Genomic DNA, 18,511 nt, shown 5'->3' on the forward strand with positions numbered 1-18,511 from the left:
GCCGCCACCGACTTCGATCAGAAAGAACGAACCGCCATGAAAAGCCATCTGCTCATCCGATTCCTGACCGTCCTGCCGCTCGCCGCCGCCTCTGGCTGCGACAGCGGTGCCTTCATGGATCCCGCCGCCGTCACCACCCAGTCCGCCCGGGCGACCGCCGGCTTCATCTTTGACTCCACGGCGCTTGCCACGCCTCCCACCGGAGGACTCCCCACCACGCTGCTTCCCCGCACGGCGTTTGATGCCGCCGCGCTGCAGGGCTCCCTGGTGGGGACGACCGAGCCCTTCACCCAGACGGATGCGCTGGGCTCCCGCGCGGAGCTGGAGTCCCAGTCCTGGAAGCTGGAGCGCGACCCGTCCGAAGGCCAGGTGCTGGTGCTGAACAAGGTCGGCAGTGGCCCGAGGACACCGCAGGAGCCCGCGCTCTTGCAGCGCAACGCCCTGGCCCGCCTCCAGCGCTGGGGCATCCCCACGGCGGAGCTGGGGGAGGTGCGGCAGGTGAAGTCGTTCACCCAGCGCGAGGAGAACGGCGTCCTCGCAGCGCCCACGCTCCACCGCCACAAGACCTTCGTGCTGCGTGCCATCAATGGCATCCACGTGGAGGGCCACCGCGCGGTGGTCTCCCACGGGCCGGATGGCAGCTTCCAGCGTGCGCTCATCAGCTGGCCGGCCCTGGCCCGTTCGGGTCACCTGCTCCGGACGCGGCTGACGACGGCGCAGATCGAACAGCGGGCGCGCGAGGCACTCCAGGCGGAGGGAGAGACCGCGGGGGACGTGCACCTCTCCTGGAAGTACGTGCCCACCCAGCTGAGCACGGGCGAGTGGGCGCTGACGCTCCAGGTGTCCGCCGAAATGCCCCCGGTCACCGGCACGACGAGCACCGAGGAGCCTCGCGTCATCGACGTGGACGTGAGCGCCATCCCCTGACGGCACCCAGGCAAGCGAACGCAGTCGTCTGACAAGCGATGGCGCGTGCGCTGGCGGGGGAATGTCCAGCGCCGCCTCCCCCTTGCCAATACTCCGCGCCACGTCAGCCAGTCGGCTGGCTGCAAGGAATTGGCAAGGGGGAGGCGGCCGCATGAAGAACGTCCTCATCACGGCGGGATTTGGGATTTTCGGCTTCCGGCTATCATCGGCGGCGCTGTACACGCCCTGCGCCCGGAGCAGGCGGCCGGGTGAGAGGTCACGCCATGTCGAAGCCCCAAAGCCCGCCGTCCGAACCGAGCAGTTCCTCCCTCTCCGACGCAGACGACCTCCGGGTGCGCGAGCTCGCGTCCCGGCATGGGCTGTCACTGTCCGGCCCCATCGCGTTCAATGAACTGGGATTGGACTTCCGGGTTGCCATCGCCAGCGCGAGCGATGGCACCCGCTGGGTCCTGCGCATCCCCCGGCATGAGCACGCGACACGCAAGGTCCAGGTGGAGGTGCGCACGCTCGCGTTCCTCAGGGCATCCCGACTGCCGTTCGCTGTGCCGGACTGGCGAGTGGTGGCGACGGACCTCATCGCCTACCCGCTGCTGGTGGATTCCCCCGCCCTGGTGGTCCCGGAGGGCTCGGCCACTCCGGAGTGGAAGATCGACCCGGGCTCGGACGCCTTCACCGGCAGCTTCGCCCGGGCCCTGGCCGCGCTGCACGCGCTGTCAGGAGAAGCAGCGGCCGGGGAGGGGATGCGGGCACGGACGCCCCATCAGGCCCGTCAGGCCGTCGCCGACGACGTGGCGCGGGTCTCGCGGGAGCTCGACGTGAACCCAGCGAGGCTGCGGCGCTGGCGGACCTGGCTGGACGATGACGCGTGCTGGCCGGACTTCTGCGTGCCCACCCATGGCGACCTGTATCCCGGCCACGTCCTGGTGGATGGCTCGGGACAGGTGTCGGGGATGATCGACTGGACCGAGGCGCGAGTGGACGACCCGGCCATCGACATGAGCGCGCACCTCCAGCTCTTCGGTGAGCCCGGCCTGGAGCGGCTCCTCCGGGCCTACGCGGCGGCGGGGGGCAGGGTCTGGCCTGGAATCGTCCGGCACGTCGCGGAGCGGCTGTCCACGGCGCCGGTGGTGCTGGCCCTGTTCGCGCTCGATACCGGCAACGAGGACTGGCTGACCGCCGCGAAGGAGCAGCTGCTGGCGGATTGACCGTCTCTCCTCACGACGCCATGAATCCGTGGCCGCGGACCTTGTCCGGCGTGGTGCCCGTCATCCGCCGGAACATCGCGATGAAGGCGGAGGCGCTGCTGTAGCCCAGGTCGAGCGCGATGGCCTCCACCGCGTGTCCCTGTTCCAGCATCGCGAGCGCCTTCACCACGCGCAGCCGCTGACGCCATTCGCTGAACGACAGCCCCAGGTGCTGCTGGCATCTCCGCTCCAGCGTGCGCTCCGTGGTGTGCAGCGCCTTGGCCCACTCCGCCAGGGAGCGCTCATCCTCCGGGTGCTGTTCCAGCGCCGTGAGGACCGGCTGGAGGAGCGGATCATCGGACATGGGCAGGTAGCTCCCATGGGCGGGGGCCAGCGCCAGCTGGTCGATGAGCACCCGGAACAACCTGCGCTCGGCGCTGGTGCGTGGCTGCGCCAGCTCATGGGTGCGCAGGTGCTCCATCAGGGACTTCATCAGCGGGCTGACCGCCATCGCGCACGCCGCTTTGGGCAGCCCCCGGCACCACGCGGGGTCGAGGTACAGCGAGCAGTGGCTCGCCTCGAAGCGGTTCATGCCCCGGTGCTCCAGGTCGGGCGGCAGCCAGATGCCGTACTGCGGGGGAGCGAGGTAGTGGCTGCCCGCCAGCTTGAGCTCCATCACCCCGCTGTAGGCGTAGACGAACTCACCCCAGGGGTGGCGGTGACGCGGATACGCCGCCGCCGCGGGCAGGTTCGCCGCGCGGAAATACACGGGGTGTGGAAGCTTTGAGGTGAAGGGAACTTGCAGCTGCTTCGCCATGGCGGCTTCTCGGGATGGGTTGTCGGAATCTCGCTATATCCATCCGCCCCGTCAGCCGCAGGATGAAGTCATGAGCTCTCACCGGAAGCCCGCGGATGGCTTCGCGCTCGCGACCATGGTCGTGCTGTGCGCCATCTGGGGCCTGCAGCAGGTGGCCGTCAAGCTGGCCGCTCCCTACGTCCCCAACCTGATGCAGATGGCGCTGCGCTCGGGCGTGGCCGCGCTGCTCGTGGCGCTGCTGTGCTGGGTGCGGGGAGAGCGGGGGCTCTTGCGCCGCGGGCCGTGGCGCCCCGGCATGCTCGTGGGCGTGCTCTTCTCCCTGGAGTTCCTCTTCGTGGCGGAGGGGCTGCGACACACGAACGCCTCGCACATGGGCGTCTTCCTCTACACCGCGCCCGTCTTCTCCGCGCTGGGCCTGCACTGGCTCGTGCCCTCCGAGCGGCTGAAGCGGACGCAGTGGCTGGGGATTGGCGTGGCCTTCGCGGGCATCGCGCTGGCGTTTGGCGGCGGTTGGCTGCGAGGCGGCCTCAGCCCGGGCGTGCTCCGCGGAGATGCGATGGGGCTGCTCGCGGGCCTGGCCTGGGGTGCCACCACGGTGGTGATCCGCACCTCATCGTTGTCCGACGCACCGCCCACGCAGACCCTGCTGTATCAGCTGGTGGGGGGCGCCGCGCTGCTGCTCCCCGTGGCCCTGCTCACGGGACAGGCCGGCCCCATCACGATGACCCCCGTGGCCTGGGCGAGCCTGTTCTTCCAGTGCGTCATCGTCTGCTTCGCCACCTACCTCGTGTGGTTCTGGCTCCTGCGCCGCTACCTCGCCTCCAACCTGTCGGTCTTCTCGTTCATGACGCCCCTGTTCGGCATCAGCGCGGGCATCCTCGTGCTGAATGAACAGGCGGACCTCTCCTTCGCGGTGGGCGCGGTGCTGGTCCTCACCGGCATCCTCATCGTGAGCGGCGCTGGCCTGCTGCGCTCCGCGTCCGCGTGGAAGCAGGGTACGACCTGAGACGGGGGACTCCGCGAGGGTCCCGGTTGTGCATGCAGTTGCTTCACGACCTCTCGACGCGTTTTCGGTGCGACCCCCTTCAACGTCCCCGGCGAGTTCATCGGCATCGAGGACAACGTGGCCGAGGTCCTGGCCACGGCAACGGCAAGGTGGAGCGCTGGGACCTTGCGATTGGAGACGAGCTCCGCCGGGCTGCCAGTGCGTCATTGAACGTCGAAGGGTGGTGTACGCTCTGGGAACGCGTATGCCGACCTCCGCCGAAGACACCCTGAAGCAACTCCGCGCCGCGCTCCAGCAGCGCAAGGCGACCGAGCGGGAGCAGGTGGCGGAGGCTCGGGCCACGTCTGGCAAGGAGCCCTTCGACATGGAGAAGCTCCGCGCCCTCTACGACGTCACGTGGGATATCCATGATGCGCCGCTCACCCCGGACATCATCGAGGACTACGAGCGGCGGTATTACCTGGAGTCGCCCCAGGTGAAGACGCTCCCGCAGTTCGCGGAGCACCTGGCCATGCTGCGCGACAACGACGCGACCTGAACCACCGGCCCCGGTATGGCTTCGAAGGGGCGGTCGTCCTGAGCTTGAAGCTTCCCGTGTTGTCGGGCGGGCGCACTGTCGCGCGCTTCCCCCAGCTGTGGGCCGGGTGTGGCCGCCTCCGCGCGCTACTCCAGCTCCGAGGAGGAATGGGGCTCTACCAGCGCATCCCCCCAGGCCAGGCGGTCTGGGCCTACGCCCTCCGCGGTGACCTGACGCAACTCTGCGAGCCTGGCGCGCGCAGCCTCGGCGCTCAGTCCGAGCTGGCGCAAGAGCGCGTAGCCGAACATGCCCGTGCGGTGAATCCCCGCCGAGCAGTGGATGACCAGTTTGCCGCCGCCCTCGACGATGGCGCTCAGTTGGCGCAACACCTGCCTGAGCTCCTGGGTCCGCTCGGGGGCCGGGACCGCTCCGCCGTGAAACGGTACCCAAATCCAACCGAGGCCCGCTCGGGTCGCGGCCTCGCCAAGCTGGCGTGCGCCCTCGGTCTCCGCAAGCAGGGTGACGACGTGAGTCACCCCTTCGGCATGCAGCGTGGAGAAGTCCTTGAGCTTGGGTCGATGCGTCAGCGAGATCGCACCGCCGCCAATGGAGACAAGGTGGACATCACTCATGGGCAATCCTCGTCACCGGGGGCTGGACGCTGACAGCGCCGCCCAGCGCTTGAAGCTTCCCGTACTGTTGGGCGGGAAGACCGTCGATCGCGTCCCCCAGCTGTGAGCCTGGTGTGGCCACCTCCGCGCGCTACTCCAGCTCCGAGTAGGCCTCTTCCAGACTCTCCAGGCTTTCGGCCACATCCTTGGCAGGACACTTAGGGAGGTGGTCCACCAGCTTGATGACCAGCTCGTCCACCACCTCGAGGCTGACCTCACCCAGTTCGGTCTCACCCACCTCGATGAATTCCGCAGGCTCCCAGTCCAGGTAGATTCGAACCCGTTCGCTGCCGACCTTCTCCAGCACGAGCTGCGCGGCATCGTCTGGATGCTCATAGACCCACTTCTTCTCGGCGGATTCGAGCCAGGGAAATACACTCGACCACGCCAGCGCGAAGTCTACTCCTGGCACGATGAACAAGGCCTTGCTGAAGTCACCTGATTCCGCGGCCTTCACATCTCCAAAGGCATTGGGCTGGGAATTCGTTCCGAAAAAGATGGCTGTTCGGAAAAGGTGGTAGCCCACCAGCAAGTCATCGGCTTCGGACGAGGTGCTCCGCTTGAGTTCCTCGTCAGACAAGACGCACTTCATCCACATGGTGTCCTCACGGAGAAACAGGGAAGGCGGTGATTATAGCGCCGGCATCGTCGATGGCGACCCGAATGGAGTGAACGGTTTGCCCCTTGGGGGTGACTCCCACGGGGTGTGGGTACGTCTTCTCCACGCGAAATGAGCCGTCAAGGCGGACTTGCGTGCCCCTTCTGTAGTTGGGACCTATTGTTCCCGTGCGGGCTGCGTCGGTGATGACTCCGGGGATGTCGACGGATGCGTTGAATTTGCTCTTGCCTGGCTGCGGCGAAAGCGGTCCATGTCCGCCACCGGTACTGTCGCCATCGATGATGTGCTTCAAGCGCTTGCTCAAGAGCTTCGGGAACTTCCGAAGCATGTTCGCGCGAAGCATGTCGACAGGGTTGGTTTTCGTCAGCCTGGAAATGCGAGCTTGCTTGCGCGCCTGATTCGCCTGGAGGCGAGCTTCCTTCAGCTTCTTCCGCAGCAACGCTCGTCGTGTCCTAGCCTGAGCCAGCTTCGCGGGCCGAAGCCGCGACCAGAACGATTTCACCTTGCCCTGGGCCTTCACCGCGGAGCGAACTCCTGCCTTCTTCACCTTCTGGAGCGCCTTCTCCAGGGGCTTCGTGATGTCTTTGGCCTTCTCCGCGAGCTTCACGAACCTGGGGAACTTCGCGAGGAGCTTGCCAAGCTTTCCAGCCTTGCCTGCCCACTTCACGATGGCGGCTCCCGCAGTAGCAACCGCCAACACGACCTCGACGATGACGTACCCGATCAGCCAGCCCCGGAAGTGCTCACGGCGAAGGAGATTTGGATCGTTCCAGCGGTTGGCGAGAGCCTGGATGCCCGCCTCGGTCAGCATCTTCAGGTTCAGCGATGCAGCCAGATCCCACAGGCCCTTCAAGTCCGATAGGATCTCTCCACTCAGCAAGCTGTAGACGAGCTTCCACGCCAGTTCCAGCAGGTCAATGAGTCCTGTCAGCAAATCCCAGACGGATTCGAGCGCGCCGTGAATCAGGCCCGCGGAAAAGGCCAGATTCCCCAGGTAGACGTTCCCAACGTTCGTGGCGGCAGCTTTGACGTCCTGCCACAGTTCATAGGTGATGGAACCCGAGCCCACCTTGCCACGCAGGCTCTTGGCGAACGCTACGCTCGGAATCCAGATGAGGTAGCCCTCACGCGTCTGGGTCGTATCCCAGGCCGCGTCCTCGGTCGGCTTGTAGATGCCGCGGAGCCCAGGACCCCGATTCGCCTCGACAAGGACATTGGCGTAATAGCGCTCGTCCTGGCCCCATTTGATGGTGGATCCCTTGTAGTGCTGCTTGACGATGGCCAGTGCGCCTTCGTTCTTCTTGATCCGATGAAGGACCGCTCCGGGGTCGGGCAGGTTGATGTTGATGTACTTCTTGTAGACGAAGCCGGAGTTTCCATCCTCGAGCGTCACGAAATACCAGTCGCCCGAGAACTCACGACTGACGAAGACGCGAGTGTTGAATGAGAGCTTTTTCTTGAACGTGCCGGAAAGGTGAGGCTGCGCTCGAAGGTTCACGCCGTCGCCGTTGGACACCCGGCCAACACGGCAGACGCCTGTTCCCATCTCGAACGGGAAGCCCTTGGGGCTGTTGGCGCTGCCGGCCGTTGAGGCAGGAATCGTGAGCGTGTTCAGGGCTGCCCAGGTCGAGGGGCCCACGATCCCATCCGTGCTCAACTTCCTGTCGAACTGGAACTGCCTGACGGCATAATCGGTGTCCGCTCCAAAGCAACCATCGATGGGCCTTCTATAGAGCCCAGCCCGCCGGAGATGATTCTGGAGGTTGGCCACCGAGGACCCCGTAGAGCCCAATCGAAGCAATTCCTCGGAGACCTCGAAACTTCCTATTGGTTGGCCCATCGCCCACCCCTGACCTGAAGTCGCGGCGCGTGTGGGCTTGAACTGTACAAAGGCTTATCAAGGCAGACGAAGAACCCGGGAGAGGGGGTTGGGCCTGTCGCGGAGTGTCCTGAAGCGTTGGGTGAGGCAGGACCTCCGATGGGTCTTCTCAGAGCGCCTTGACGTAGCCCGAGACTTTCGGATTGCAGGCTCCCACCTTCTTCAGTGCGGTCTCTGCTGCCTTCTTCTCCGGGTGGATGCTCGTCACGATGAACAACCCCGGCGTCAGGCGCTTGTGCGGCGTGGTTTCGAGGACCAGGAAGCCGCTTGCGCAGGATTGATCCAACTGCGCGCTGTCGCGGGAGGCGATGGCCTCCTGGACCGTCTTGAAGCTCCCGATGATGGCCGCGTAGCGCGCGGGCCGGTTCCGGAGCTCCTTCACCACTTTGCGGCCAGCGGCATCCCAGCGGTAGGCGTCGAGCTTCCACTCGTCGGGCTCGCCGGAGAGAAACGCATACTCCCGGTAGAAGCCTTCAACCGGTGCGCCCGGCGTCAGCGGGTATGGGCCAACATGGGAGCTCTCCGGACCCGCGAAGTTCTCATCCCCGCTCCAGGCTTCCATCACCCCGCCGTCCTTGACCACGTAGAGGCGGTGATGGCGATGGATGTGTTCGAATCCGCCCTCCTGGGTGACGAGCAGTCCCCACGCCCCGGCCTCCAGCCGCACCGGCTGGACGGAGGTCGTGACGTTCTGTTCCTCCTCACCGGAGGTCCAGCTCTCGGAGGACGCGCCTTGAATCCCGTACGCCATTCCGGCGGGCAGCTTCGCCTTTCGTTTCCCACCAGCCCCTTCGCTCAACTCGAGCTCGCAGGTGTCTCCTGCCTTGTGGCAGCCCGTCGCACGCAGGATGAACATCGCCCCGGTCGTTTCGCTCGCCTTGAAGCGCTTGAGCTCCCCCTGCGCCGCGGGCTCGGCGCTGACCGCCGGAACACTCGCGCCCAGGAGCAGGACGAACACCGAACCCAGCGCGGACCGACTTCCAACGCCCATCTCTCTTGCCTCCCTGATTCCGACGGCAGTGTCTTCCGCTTGAGAGTTTCACGCCGCCGGCCGGGTCTCCAGGGGCAGCCAGGGAGTACAGTGCCGCCCTTTCCCCAGAAGGAGGAGCGCGCATGGGCTGCTACGTGTTGGGTCTCCAGGAGATCGACCAGACGCAGGTCGCGCTCGTGGGCGGCAAAGGCGCGCATCTGGGGGAGCTTTCGCGGATCGACGGCATCCGCGTGCCGGCCGGCTTTTGCGTGACGACGGATGCCTTCCAGCGGCTCATGGCGGAGGCGCCGTCGCTCGAAGCGCAGCTCCAGCAGCTGTCGCGCCTGAAGCTGGACGACCGGGAGCAGCTCCGCGCGCTCAGCGCGGAGCTCCGCCAGACCCTCGAAGGGACCGCCATCCCTGACGATGTGGCGGCGGCGATCACCCTCGCGCTCGCCCGGCTCGGCGGGCACGCCGCGTACGCCGTCCGTTCGAGCGCGACGGCGGAGGACCTGCCCACGGCCTCCTTCGCGGGCCAGCAGGACACGTACCTGAACGTCGTGGGGCCAGCGGCGATCCTCCAGCACGTCAGCCGGTGCTGGGCCTCGCTCTTCACCGAGCGGGCTGTCATCTACCGCCTGCGAAACGGCTTCGACCACCGCAAGGTCCGCATGGCGGTGGTCGTGCAACAGATGGTCTTCCCGCAGGCGGCCGGCATCCTGTTCACGGCCGACCCCATCACCTCCCACCGGAAGGTCGCCTCCGTGGAGGCCAGCTTCGGCCTGGGAGAGGCCCTGGTCTCCGGCCTGGTGAACGCGGACTCCTACAAGGTTCGGGACGGCGAGGTCATCTCCAAGGCCATCGGCACCAAGCAGCGGGCCATCCACGCCTTGCCAGCAGGCGGGACGCAGGAACAGGCGATCGAGCCGGAGCGGCAGCAGCAGCCCTCGCTGACGGATGCGCAGGTCGTGCGGCTCGCGCAGCTGGGCCGGCGGATCGAAGCGCACTTCGGCCGTCCCCAGGACATCGAATGGTGCCAGGTCGACGACGCGTTCTTCTTCGTCCAGAGCCGGCCCATCACCACGCTGTTCCCCATCCCCGTGGCTGGCGACCCGGAGAACCACGTCTACGTCTCCGTCGGCCATCAGCAGATGATGACCGACGCCATGAAGCCCCTGGGGCTCTCCCTGTTCCAGCTGACGTCCTTGCGGCCGATGCTCGAGGCTGGCGGGAGGCTGTTCGTCGACATCACCCAGCTCCTGGCGTCACCCGCGGGCCGCGCGGTCCTCGTGGACGGCCTGGGGAAGTCCGATCCGCTGATCCGGGACGCGCTGCAAACCCTCATGGGACGCGGCGACTTCATCCGGCCGCTCCCGGACGCGAGCCCCGGCAGGCCGCCGGCTGGCGGCGCACCCGCTCCGATCGAAACCAATCCGGCCATCGTCGACGAGCTGATTGGCCACAATCAGGCCTCCATCGCCGCCTTGAAGCGCGACATCCAGACGAAGTCAGGGCCCGCGCTATTCGACTTCATCCTGACGGACCTCCAGGAGCTGAAGCGGCTCCTGTTCGAGCCGCGAAGTCATCAGGTGATCATGGCCGGGATGGAGGCCACCTGGTGGCTCAATGAGAAGCTCCAGGCGTGGCTGGGCGAGAAGAACGCGGCCGACACGCTCACGCAGTCCGTCCCCAACAACGTCACGTCGGAGATGGGGCTGGCGCTCCTGGAGGTCGCGGACGTGATCCGCCCGCATCCGGAGGTGGTGGCCTTCCTGCGGCAGGTCGAGGACGACGCCTTCCTGGACCAGCTGGACACGCTCTCGGGCGGGCGGGAAGCGCGAGACGCCATCCGCGCCTATCTCGACAAGTACGGCATGCGCTGCGTCGGCGAGATCGACATCACGAAGCCGCGCTGGAGCGAGCGGCCCACCACGCTCGTGCCCATCCTCCTGGGCAACATCCAGAACTTCGAACCGGGGGCCGGCGCGCGGCGCTTCGAGCAGGGACGGCAGGAGGCCTGGAAGAAGGAACAGGAGCTGCTGGCGCGCCTGCGGGCCCTGCCGGAAGGGGAGGCGAAGGCGGAAGAGACGAAGCGGATGATCGACCGGGTCCGGACCTTCATGGGGTACCGGGAGTATCCGAAGTACGGCATCGTCAGCCGATACCTTGTCTACAAGCAGGCCCTGCTGGAAGAAGCCGCGCGCCTGGTGCGGGCCCACGTGCTCCGTGAAAAGGAAGACATCTTCTTCCTCACGCTCCAGGAACTCCACGACGTCGTGCGCACGAACCAGGTGGATGAGCTGCTCATCCGTCAGCGCAAGGACGCGTTCCGGGCCTATCAATCGCTCACGCCGCCCCGGGTGCTCACGTCGGAGGGTGAGGTCATCGCCGGGGCCTACCGGCGAGACGATCTGCCAGACGGCGCGCTGGTCGGCCTGGCGGTTTCCGCCGGGACCGTCGAGGGGCGCGCCCGCGTCATCCTGGACATGGCGGAGGCCCGGCTCGAAGCGGGCGACATCCTGGTCACCGCCTTCACGGACCCGAGCTGGACGCCCTTGTTCGTGTCCATCAAGGGCTTGGTGACGGAGGTCGGCGGCCTGATGACCCACGGCGCGGTCATCGCACGGGAGTATGGCTTGCCAGCCGTCGTGGGCGTGGAGCATGCGACCCGGCGGATCCGGGACGGGCAGCGGATCCGCGTGCATGGGACGGACGGGTACGTCGAGCTCCTGTCCTAGCCGGACGGGCATTCCGGCGGTGGGGCAGGGCGTCACCGCCGGAGCGCCAGGGACGACTACTCGGCGACGTACACCAGGGTGTCCCCCTGGTAGAAGGGGCGGTAGCGGACGCCGCCGCACTGCTGGTAGGCCACGCCGCCCACCGTCGAGGCCACGCAGCCCGCGGGGAGCGTCGTGACGGTGGCCGCGCCCACCGGTGCCGCCACCACGGTCGTGTTGTTGCCGTAGTAGGCATCCTGACGGGCGGCAGTGCGTCTCGAGGTGCGCCGCGCCACCCGGCGCGATGTGCCGTAGTACGCCAGGGCCACCTCAGGGACGACCTCTCCCAGGAAGAAGAGCCCCAGCAACATCGCCGCCAGCCGCTGGCGGGGCCTGCGCGAGTGCGTGGTCATTTCGAGCCTCCTTGCTGCTGCGCTCCGCCCTGCGAGTCCGGTGCGAGGAACGACACGCGCACGGCATCGCGTGGGGGCGTGAACTGGAACTGGTCCGGGGTGAGCTGGGGCGACAGGTTCCATTCGGACAAGGTCACCGAGTACTGCGGTGCTCCCGGCAGGTCCCGCGAGGTGATGACGTACTTGAGCGGCAGGGGGCGCGGGCCGTCCTCCACCCAGAGCTCCCAGTCCACGCCGTCGCGGTTGCGGAACGCCAGGTGGTGCACGGGCACGCCGTTCACCTTGGCGCGGCCGAGGTATTTCCCGGAGCGCACGTCCTCGGTGAGCGCGGTGTAGGGATTGCTGACGAGCAGGTCCCCTCCGGGCGCATCCAATCCGAGCCGCTGCGAGGCCATGTCCAACGTGGCATCCAGGGTGGAAGGGGCGGGCGTCGTCGCATAGGCATTGGCCTGCTCGCCGTGAACGGTGAGCCGCTGGCCGTCGTAGAAGAGGTGGAGTTTGGCCAGGTCTCCGGCGCGGTCCACGCGGAGCCGGTTGGGGCGCTGCAGGCGCACGTCGCCCGCGCGTTGCAGTTGGATCTTCTGCCCCGAGTCGAGCAGTTGATCGAGCGTCCCTTCGGTGCGGACGGAGAACTCACGCTGCTCCGCCAGGAAGTCGCTCATCTGGCGCAGGATTCGCTGGGCCTGGGGATCGACCTTGGCCTCGGACTCGGCGCGCTCGGTGGGTGCTTGCTCCTGCTGTGCGCCCGCGAGCAGAGGTGTCGCTCCCAGGAGCAGGGCGAGCAGGGGCCCGCACCACCTCTTCCTCAAGCGTGCACTGCTACCTGTGTCTGTCATGAACCCCTCCTGTCCCCAGGACGTTGGGGACATGGCCGAGGGGCTCCAAGGCTCACCGGTTCAACCGCCGCGCTGTCTGGTGCCTTGCAAGAGGCCGTCACCGCGGACCGGCATCAGTGGGAGGCGCCGGGGGGGCCCTTGCCATGCGGGGGCGCGTCGCCGTTGTCGTGGCGCACCTGGGCTGGCGTGCTCCGGATGGCCGACTCCTCCATGGTGGCGAAGGTGCGGAAGGCCCACCAGCCCAGGCTGAACCACGGAGGGGCTTCGATCTTTCCTTTGACGGCCACATTCATCACGCCCGCCGCCGCGAAGCCCAGCGCCGTCAGCGCGCCCAGGTCCACGTGGCCCTCGGTGGCTCGCAGCAGATCCACGTTGAGTCCCTTGATGAACGAGCTGGCCGCTCGCGCCACGCCGCTGCCCTCCTCGAGGGAGCGCAGCAGGGCGTCCCCGTCGGGGAGTTCCTCTCCAGGGCGCACCACCGTGTCCACGCCGGTGCTCCGGCGCACCTCCTCCAGCAGGCGCTCGACGTCTATTTCCTCGGGGTCGTGCATGCACAGCACGCTGCCGGTGAAGGGCCGCACCTGCACTTCGCTGATGCCCTCCACCAGCAGCAGGTCGTCCGCCAGCGACGTGGCCACCTTCCCGGCGCGCCGCAACCACGGCAGCCGCAGGCGCGTGCGCCCCGGCGACGTGTGGATGACGTGGATGCTCTTCTCCATGTGCGCCCCCTAGGCCCGGGCCTCGCCCGCGGGCCGCGCGCGTTCGCCTCCGCGAGCCCTCGCTTTCGCCTCCGCCATCAGATCCTCGAGGTCCTCGTGCTTCATCGCGGCGCGCGCGATCACCATGTCGACGAAGTGGTAGGCCGCGGTGGCCACCTCCACGAGGAGCGGCCGCAGATGCCTGGTCACCAGCACGGTGCTCGCGCCCGCGCCGTAGCCCATGAGAAAGGAGGGGAGGTCGAACTTCATGAAGGTGTCTCCAGGGAAGAGGTTGTGTCCGTCACCCGCCGCGCCCGGCGCACCACCTGCGCGCCCCACGCGGGCGTCGCGCCCACCAGGGCCGGGAGCAACAGCCCCGCGGCCAGCCCGCCGAACGTCAGCGGCGTGGGCGCTGGAAGGTGCAACACCCGCCGCAGCGGCGGGAGGGTGAGCGCCGCCACGTGCAGGGCCGAGGCACCGCCGACGAAGGCGTAGATGCGCCACTCGCCGTCCGTGGGGATATGCCGCCGCGCCTCCCGGGGCGCGCGGCACACGGCCGAATAACCGAGCTGCACCGCGGTGAGCGCCCCGAACGCCAGCGGTGGCCCACCCAGTGCCATCCCCAGTGCGCCGACGCCCGCCATCAGCGCGCCGTCCCGCGCCACCCGCCGCACCGCCGGTCTCGTGAGCAGCGGCATCCCCGGTGGCGCCGGAGGCCGGTCGAGGATGGCCGGGTCTCCCGGCTCCAGCGCCAGGGCGATTCCCGGCAGCGTGTCCGTGAGGAGGTTGATCCACAGCAGCTGCAGCGGCGAGAGCGGCTCCCGCAGCCCCAGCAGGCTCGCGCCCAACACCAGCGTCATCTCCGAGAGGTTGGTCGCGAAGAGGAAGCGCAGCGCCCGGCGCAGGTTGTCCTGGACGATGCGGCCTTCGCCCACCGCGGACATGATGCTGCGCAGGTCCTCGCTGGCCATCACCACGTCCGCCACCGCGCGCGCCATGTCGCTGGAGCGCACGCCCACCGCCACGCCCACGTCCGCGGCCCGGAGCGCCGGGGCGTCGTTGATGCCGTCTCCCGCCATGGCGACGATGGCTCCCTGCGCGCGCAGGGCCTTCACCAGCTTCCGCTTGTCGTCCGGAGTCACACGCGCCAGCACCGCGGTGCGGCCGAGCCCGTCCGAAAGCGCCTCGCCCGACAGCTCGAGCAGCTCCGCCAGCTCATGCGGGGTGAGGGTGTCCCCCTCCAATCCCACCTGCCGGGCGACGGCCTCGGCCGTGCGGGGCTGGTCTCCCGTCAACACCACCGTGCGGATGCCCGCGCCTCGCGCCTGACGCACCGACTCCGCCGCGCCCTCGCGGAGCGGGTCCCGCAGCCCCACGAAGCCGATGAAGGTGTACCCCTCCGTGGGCGCGGGGCCTGCGTCCCCGGCGAGCCGCCGCCAGGCCAGCGCCAGCACGCGCAGCCCGTCCGCCGCCAGCGCGTCGTTGCGCCTCGCCAGCCGCTTGCGCTCCCGTGCGTCCAGCGGCCCTTTCGAGTCCCGTTCGCAGATGGCCAGCACCTGCTCGGGAGCTCCCTTGATGAAGGCCACCGTGCCATCGCCGGGCGCATGGTGGACGCTCAGCACGTAGTGGATGGCCTCGGAGCGCTCGCGGAGGTGGCGGCGAGGGAAGGCGCGGCGCAGCGCGGCCCCGTCCAGCCCCGCGGCATGCGCGGCGGCCACCAGCGCTTTCTCCGTGGAGCTGCCGGACACCTCCAGCGTCTTGCCGCGGTGGTGGATGTCCACGTCGCTGTTGAGCAGTCCCAACGCCAGCGCCAGCGTGGGTGGATCCTCCAGCACGGCCTGGGGGCGCGGACGCAGCGAGGACAGCTCCAGGGGGCCCTCCCCCAGGTCCAACACCTCCAGCCGCATCTCATTGCGCGTGAGGGTGCCCGTCTTGTCCGCGCAGATGATGGTGACGCCTCCGAGCGCTTCGGCGGCCACCACGCGCCGCACCACCATGCCGCGCGCGTGCAGCCGCTGCATGGCGCGCAGCAGCGCCGCGGTCGCCACCAGGGGCAGGCCCTCGGGAAGCGCCGCCACGCCCAGCGCCACCGCGCCGCGCAGCACCTGGGGCGCGGAGCGGCCGTGGGCCAGGCCCGCCAGGGCGGACAGCGTCGCCGCGCCCACGGAGGCCGCCGCCACGCGCCGGTCCAACTGGCCCATCTTGCGCGTCAGCGGCGTGGACGGCGCGGACTCCTGCGCCACCAGCTCCCGCACGCGCGCCATCTCCGTGTCCGCGCCCGTGGCCACCACCAGGGCGCGCCCACGTCCCGAGGCCACCGCGGTTCCCGCGAACAACAGCGGCGTCCGCTCGGCCAGCGGCGCCCGCGCATCCACCGGCGCGGCCTGCTTGGGTTGCGGCTCGCTCTCGCCGGTGAGGGGCGCCTCGTCCGCGCAGAGCCGGTGCGCCTCCAGCACGCGCATGTCCGCGGGCAGCACGTCTCCGGCGCGCAGCAGCACCACGTCCCCGGGCACGAGCTCCGCCGCGGGCACCGTGAGAAGGACGCCGCCGCGCAGCACCTGCGCCGCACCCGCCTCCAGCTTCTGCCACGACGCGAGCAGCTCCTGGTTGCGGCGCTCGATGCGGTAGCCGATGCCCGCGTTGAGCCCCACCACCGTGAGGATGGCGGTCGCCTCCAGCCCGTCTCCCGCGAGCGCCGAGGCCCCCGCCGAGCCCAGCAGCAGCATCGTGGGCACGGTGGCCAGCTGCGAGCCCAGCATGGCCAGGCGCGAGCGCGGTGTCTCCTCCTGCACGACATTGGGGCCAAAGCGCTTGAGCCGCCGGGCCGCCTCCTCGGAGGCGAGGCCCTGCGCCGTACCGTCCAGCCGGGCCAGCACCGCGTCCACGGTCATCGCGTGCCACGGCTCCCGCGGTCCGCGCTGCGCGCGTTGCGCCGGGCGGGCCTTGCGCGGAGTGGGGCCAGGGGCGGTCTGTGCGTCGGGCTCCTGGCGCAGCCGGGCCAGCAGCGGGGCCTGCGGCGCGTAGCGCACCAGCAGCCGTCCCGTGCGGGGTTCCGCGCTCACGTCCTCGACGCCGGGCCAGGTGGCGAAGGTTCGCTCCAGCCGCCTGCCGAGGAAGGCGTTCCACCGCAGGCCGGGGACCTCCAGACGCAGCCTGCGCGCCGCGGCCGAGTGGCGCACCACCCGCGCGGGTGCGCACTGCCCGTCCATGAGGAACACCACCATTCGCTACCCCCTGACCGGGTCTCAGAGAGGTGGGGATGGCGGCCCGCCGGAACAAGGTGGCCCGGCGGGCCAGTGAAAGCCGCGGGTTGTTTCACCAGACAACACCCAATCCACCCTCAGGGCGGATGGGCTCGCATGGGCGCGCATGACGACATGCTCACGTGGAGCGCCTCGTTCTGAAGGCTCAACCGGAGCGGCGGCGCTTGACGGCCTTGGGAGTCCGGGCGAGGTGCAGCATCTGGTAGAGGCTCAGCAGCATCATCGTCACCGCGCGGGACGCGTCCGGGGCAGGGGAGGCTTCGGCCGTTGCGTCCTTCGGGACATGGGGGAGCCAGGACTCCTCCAGCCGGATCCGGATCCGGAGGTGCTCCCCGGTGATGCGCAGCCGCTGAAGCTTCGCGCCGGGCGGAAGGCGCACCGCCTCCTGGGCCTGGTCCAGTGACAGCGCCGCGAGCTCCGGGTGCCGCTTCGCCTTCACGCGCAGCCGGGCCTCCAGGAGCAGCGTGTCGTACTCCTTGAACTTCTTGCGACGCCGGGTTGATTTGGGTCCAGGGACGCAGAGCTTGTTCCTGCGGCGCTCCACCGCGCTCAGCCGCAGGTGCGCGCCATCCGCCAGCCGCGTCTCCAGCGTGAGCCACGGGTCCAGCACCTCCGACGTGGCCTTCGAACGGAGCTTCAAATCATAGAAGCTCGACCCCGGCCCTTCGGGACGCGGGTCGGGACGAAGCCGCAGGCGCACGGGCGACCTGGGCGCGAGGTCTTCCTTGAGGCGCAGGAGCACCCGGCGGACCAGCTCCGGCCGGCGCTCCACCGCATCCCCCGGATGGCCCTCCGCGTGGAAGCGCCGGGGCAGGAGACTGCGAAGCCACAGCACGAGGCCCAGCACGACCGCGAGGACTCCCGCCACGACATCCAGGGGGGCATCGGCGGTGCCAGCCACCCATAGCAGCAGGAGGAAGACCCCGATCCTCGACAGGGAGAGCAGCCGGTGCCCCACGCGGCTCCAGAAGCGGCGGGCCTTCTGGGTGGGCGGGAGCGCCGCCAGGGCATCCATCACGCCGGGCAGGGGGGCCTCGAGCTCCAGGGCCTGTGACTTCGGGTTGAGGCGCTCAAGGGATGCCACGCGGCCCTCCTGCCTGCATGGGCGTGTTCGGGAGCGGGCATGTTAGCGGCTGATGAGCGCCACGGGGCCCCTCCGCCGCCGACGGAGGGGCCCGGTTCTGCTCACATCCCCGGGACGGCCGCCCGGAACTCTCGCAGGCTCATCTCCAGGTCCCCTCCCGCCGCATCTCCAGGGGGGAGGGCACTTTCGGGCCGGGCCATGAAGGACTCCACGCCCTGCAGGACGGCACGGCACAGCTCGTTGGACTCCACTTCACCCAACGACGCCGTGCCGCACTGGATGGCGATGCGGCCCTTCTTCGCCCGCTTGAAGCGCAGGGTGAAGGATGAGTCAGCACCCACGAAGAGGTAGTCCTTCGCGCCGCCCGCCACCAGCGCCTTGAGCCCTCCGAGCAGGTCCGCGAACGCGATGACGAGCATCATGCCCTGGTCCGGGGACCTGCCCTTGGAGGTGCAGGTCCCCGCGTCGCTCGTGAGGGTCATGTGCCCCAGGTCGAAGCCCGAACGGTCGGGGGCCCGCGCGTCGCTCCACTCACACTCCAGTCGGAACATGTCAGGTGCCTCACGGGGGGGTGACCGGCGGGGTGCCGGCGGGAGTGGGGACATGGTTGATGGTTCCCCGGACCGGGAACGCGGTGATGACCCGGTTGCCGTCCTTCGAATCCACGATGACACGGATGAGGTCCTTCTGGCCGTTGACCTTCGTCTTCATCTCGAAGGTCTGCATTCGCATGCTGGGGTCCGACTTGCGGTTCCCGTACTTGACGACATCCTCGGCGGCCTTGGAGATCTGCTGGCGCGTGGTCCCCGGCGCGTAGAGGTCGCCTCGCCCGGCGGGGTGGTTGCCCGTCACGTGGCGCGCGTCGATGTGGATCCACCCCTCCTTCAGGTTCCCATCCTCGATGCGCGGC

At 68.9% G+C, this 18,511-nt stretch carries 18 protein-coding genes; 5 read left to right on the top strand and 13 right to left on the bottom strand.

The window, feature by feature from the left end; genetic code table 11:
* The first annotated feature begins 36 nt into the window (after positions 1-36).
* Entirely contained in the window at positions 37-927 is an 891-nt protein-coding gene (locus D7W82_RS04365; protein ID WP_120617110.1) for a hypothetical protein, read from the top strand.
* Between the two features lie 263 nt (positions 928-1,190).
* Complete coding sequence (locus D7W82_RS04370) at positions 1,191-2,132, top strand: macrolide 2'-phosphotransferase (RefSeq protein WP_120617111.1); 942 nt, start codon at positions 1,191-1,193, stop codon at positions 2,130-2,132.
* Between the two features lie 10 nt (positions 2,133-2,142).
* Here D7W82_RS04370 and D7W82_RS04375 read toward each other — a convergent pair whose 3' ends face one another.
* Positions 2,143-2,928 (bottom strand): helix-turn-helix transcriptional regulator, encoded by a 786-nt coding sequence (locus tag D7W82_RS04375; protein WP_120617112.1) that lies wholly within the window; start codon positions 2,926-2,928, stop codon positions 2,143-2,145.
* A gap of 70 nt (positions 2,929-2,998) precedes the next feature.
* Between D7W82_RS04375 and D7W82_RS04380 the strand changes: the two genes are divergently transcribed.
* Together D7W82_RS04380 and D7W82_RS04385 are read left to right on the top strand one after the other, a co-directional pair.
* Positions 2,999-3,934, top strand: coding sequence for a DMT family transporter (locus D7W82_RS04380; RefSeq protein ID WP_120617113.1), 936 nt, complete (start codon positions 2,999-3,001; stop codon positions 3,932-3,934).
* 244 nt (positions 3,935-4,178) lie between these two features.
* Positions 4,179-4,472: a hypothetical protein gene (locus D7W82_RS04385; protein ID WP_120617114.1), complete on the top strand. Its 294-nt coding sequence runs from the start codon at positions 4,179-4,181 to the stop codon at positions 4,470-4,472.
* A gap of 125 nt (positions 4,473-4,597) precedes the next feature.
* Here the strand turns inward: D7W82_RS04385 and D7W82_RS04390 are convergent, their stop codons facing one another.
* From D7W82_RS04390 to D7W82_RS04405, 4 genes are all read right to left on the bottom strand, one after another.
* Entirely contained in the window at positions 4,598-5,083 is a 486-nt protein-coding gene (locus D7W82_RS04390; RefSeq protein ID WP_120617115.1) for a tyrosine-protein phosphatase, read from the bottom strand.
* A gap of 130 nt (positions 5,084-5,213) precedes the next feature.
* Positions 5,214-5,714 carry a hypothetical protein gene (locus tag D7W82_RS04395; RefSeq protein WP_147439223.1) on the bottom strand — a complete coding sequence of 167 codons (501 nt, stop codon included), beginning with the start codon at positions 5,712-5,714 and terminating at the stop codon, positions 5,214-5,216.
* Positions 5,715-5,727: 13 nt separating this feature from the next.
* A complete protein-coding gene (locus D7W82_RS04400; protein WP_120617117.1) occupies positions 5,728-7,581 on the bottom strand; it encodes a peptidoglycan-binding protein in 1,854 nt (617 codons plus the stop codon).
* 148 nt (positions 7,582-7,729) lie between these two features.
* Positions 7,730-8,611 carry a hypothetical protein gene (locus D7W82_RS04405; protein WP_158617587.1) on the bottom strand — a complete coding sequence of 294 codons (882 nt, stop codon included), beginning with the start codon at positions 8,609-8,611 and terminating at the stop codon, positions 7,730-7,732.
* A 122-nt stretch (positions 8,612-8,733) separates the two neighbouring features.
* On the opposite strand from D7W82_RS04405, the gene rph reads away from it, so the two are divergent.
* Entirely contained in the window at positions 8,734-11,328 is a 2,595-nt protein-coding gene (rph, locus tag D7W82_RS04410) for a rifamycin-inactivating phosphotransferase (protein WP_120617119.1), read from the top strand.
* Positions 11,329-11,384: 56 nt separating this feature from the next.
* Here the strand turns inward: rph and D7W82_RS04415 are convergent, their stop codons facing one another.
* From D7W82_RS04415 to D7W82_RS04450, 8 genes are all read right to left on the bottom strand, one after another.
* Entirely contained in the window at positions 11,385-11,720 is a 336-nt protein-coding gene (locus tag D7W82_RS04415; RefSeq protein WP_120617120.1) for a hypothetical protein, read from the bottom strand.
* Complete coding sequence (locus tag D7W82_RS04420) at positions 11,717-12,529, bottom strand: DUF2092 domain-containing protein (RefSeq protein WP_158617588.1); 813 nt, start codon at positions 12,527-12,529, stop codon at positions 11,717-11,719. The genes D7W82_RS04415 and D7W82_RS04420 overlap by 4 nt, the downstream gene beginning before the upstream one ends.
* A 140-nt stretch (positions 12,530-12,669) precedes the next feature.
* On the bottom strand, positions 12,670-13,275 hold the full coding sequence (locus D7W82_RS04425; protein WP_120617122.1) for an HMA2 domain-containing protein: 606 nt from the start codon (positions 13,273-13,275) through the stop codon (positions 12,670-12,672).
* Positions 13,276-13,284: 9 nt separating this feature from the next.
* A complete protein-coding gene (locus D7W82_RS04430) occupies positions 13,285-13,524 on the bottom strand; it encodes a hypothetical protein (RefSeq protein WP_120617123.1) in 240 nt (79 codons plus the stop codon).
* Positions 13,521-16,478 carry a cation-transporting P-type ATPase gene (locus D7W82_RS04435; protein WP_120617124.1) on the bottom strand — a complete coding sequence of 986 codons (2,958 nt, stop codon included), beginning with the start codon at positions 16,476-16,478 and terminating at the stop codon, positions 13,521-13,523. The genes D7W82_RS04430 and D7W82_RS04435 overlap by 4 nt, the downstream gene beginning before the upstream one ends.
* 184 nt (positions 16,479-16,662) lie before the next feature.
* A complete protein-coding gene (locus D7W82_RS04440; RefSeq protein ID WP_120617125.1) occupies positions 16,663-17,601 on the bottom strand; it encodes a hypothetical protein in 939 nt (312 codons plus the stop codon).
* A 101-nt stretch (positions 17,602-17,702) separates the two neighbouring features.
* Entirely contained in the window at positions 17,703-18,152 is a 450-nt protein-coding gene (locus D7W82_RS04445; protein ID WP_120617126.1) for a hypothetical protein, read from the bottom strand.
* A 10-nt stretch (positions 18,153-18,162) separates the two neighbouring features.
* A partial coding sequence (locus D7W82_RS04450; RefSeq protein ID WP_199727676.1) for a hypothetical protein occupies positions 18,163-18,511 on the bottom strand: 349 nt, incomplete at its 5' end.

Origin of the sequence: Corallococcus sp. CA049B (assembly GCF_003611685.1) — a bacterium.
Classification (GTDB): domain Bacteria; phylum Myxococcota; class Myxococcia; order Myxococcales; family Myxococcaceae; genus Corallococcus; species Corallococcus coralloides.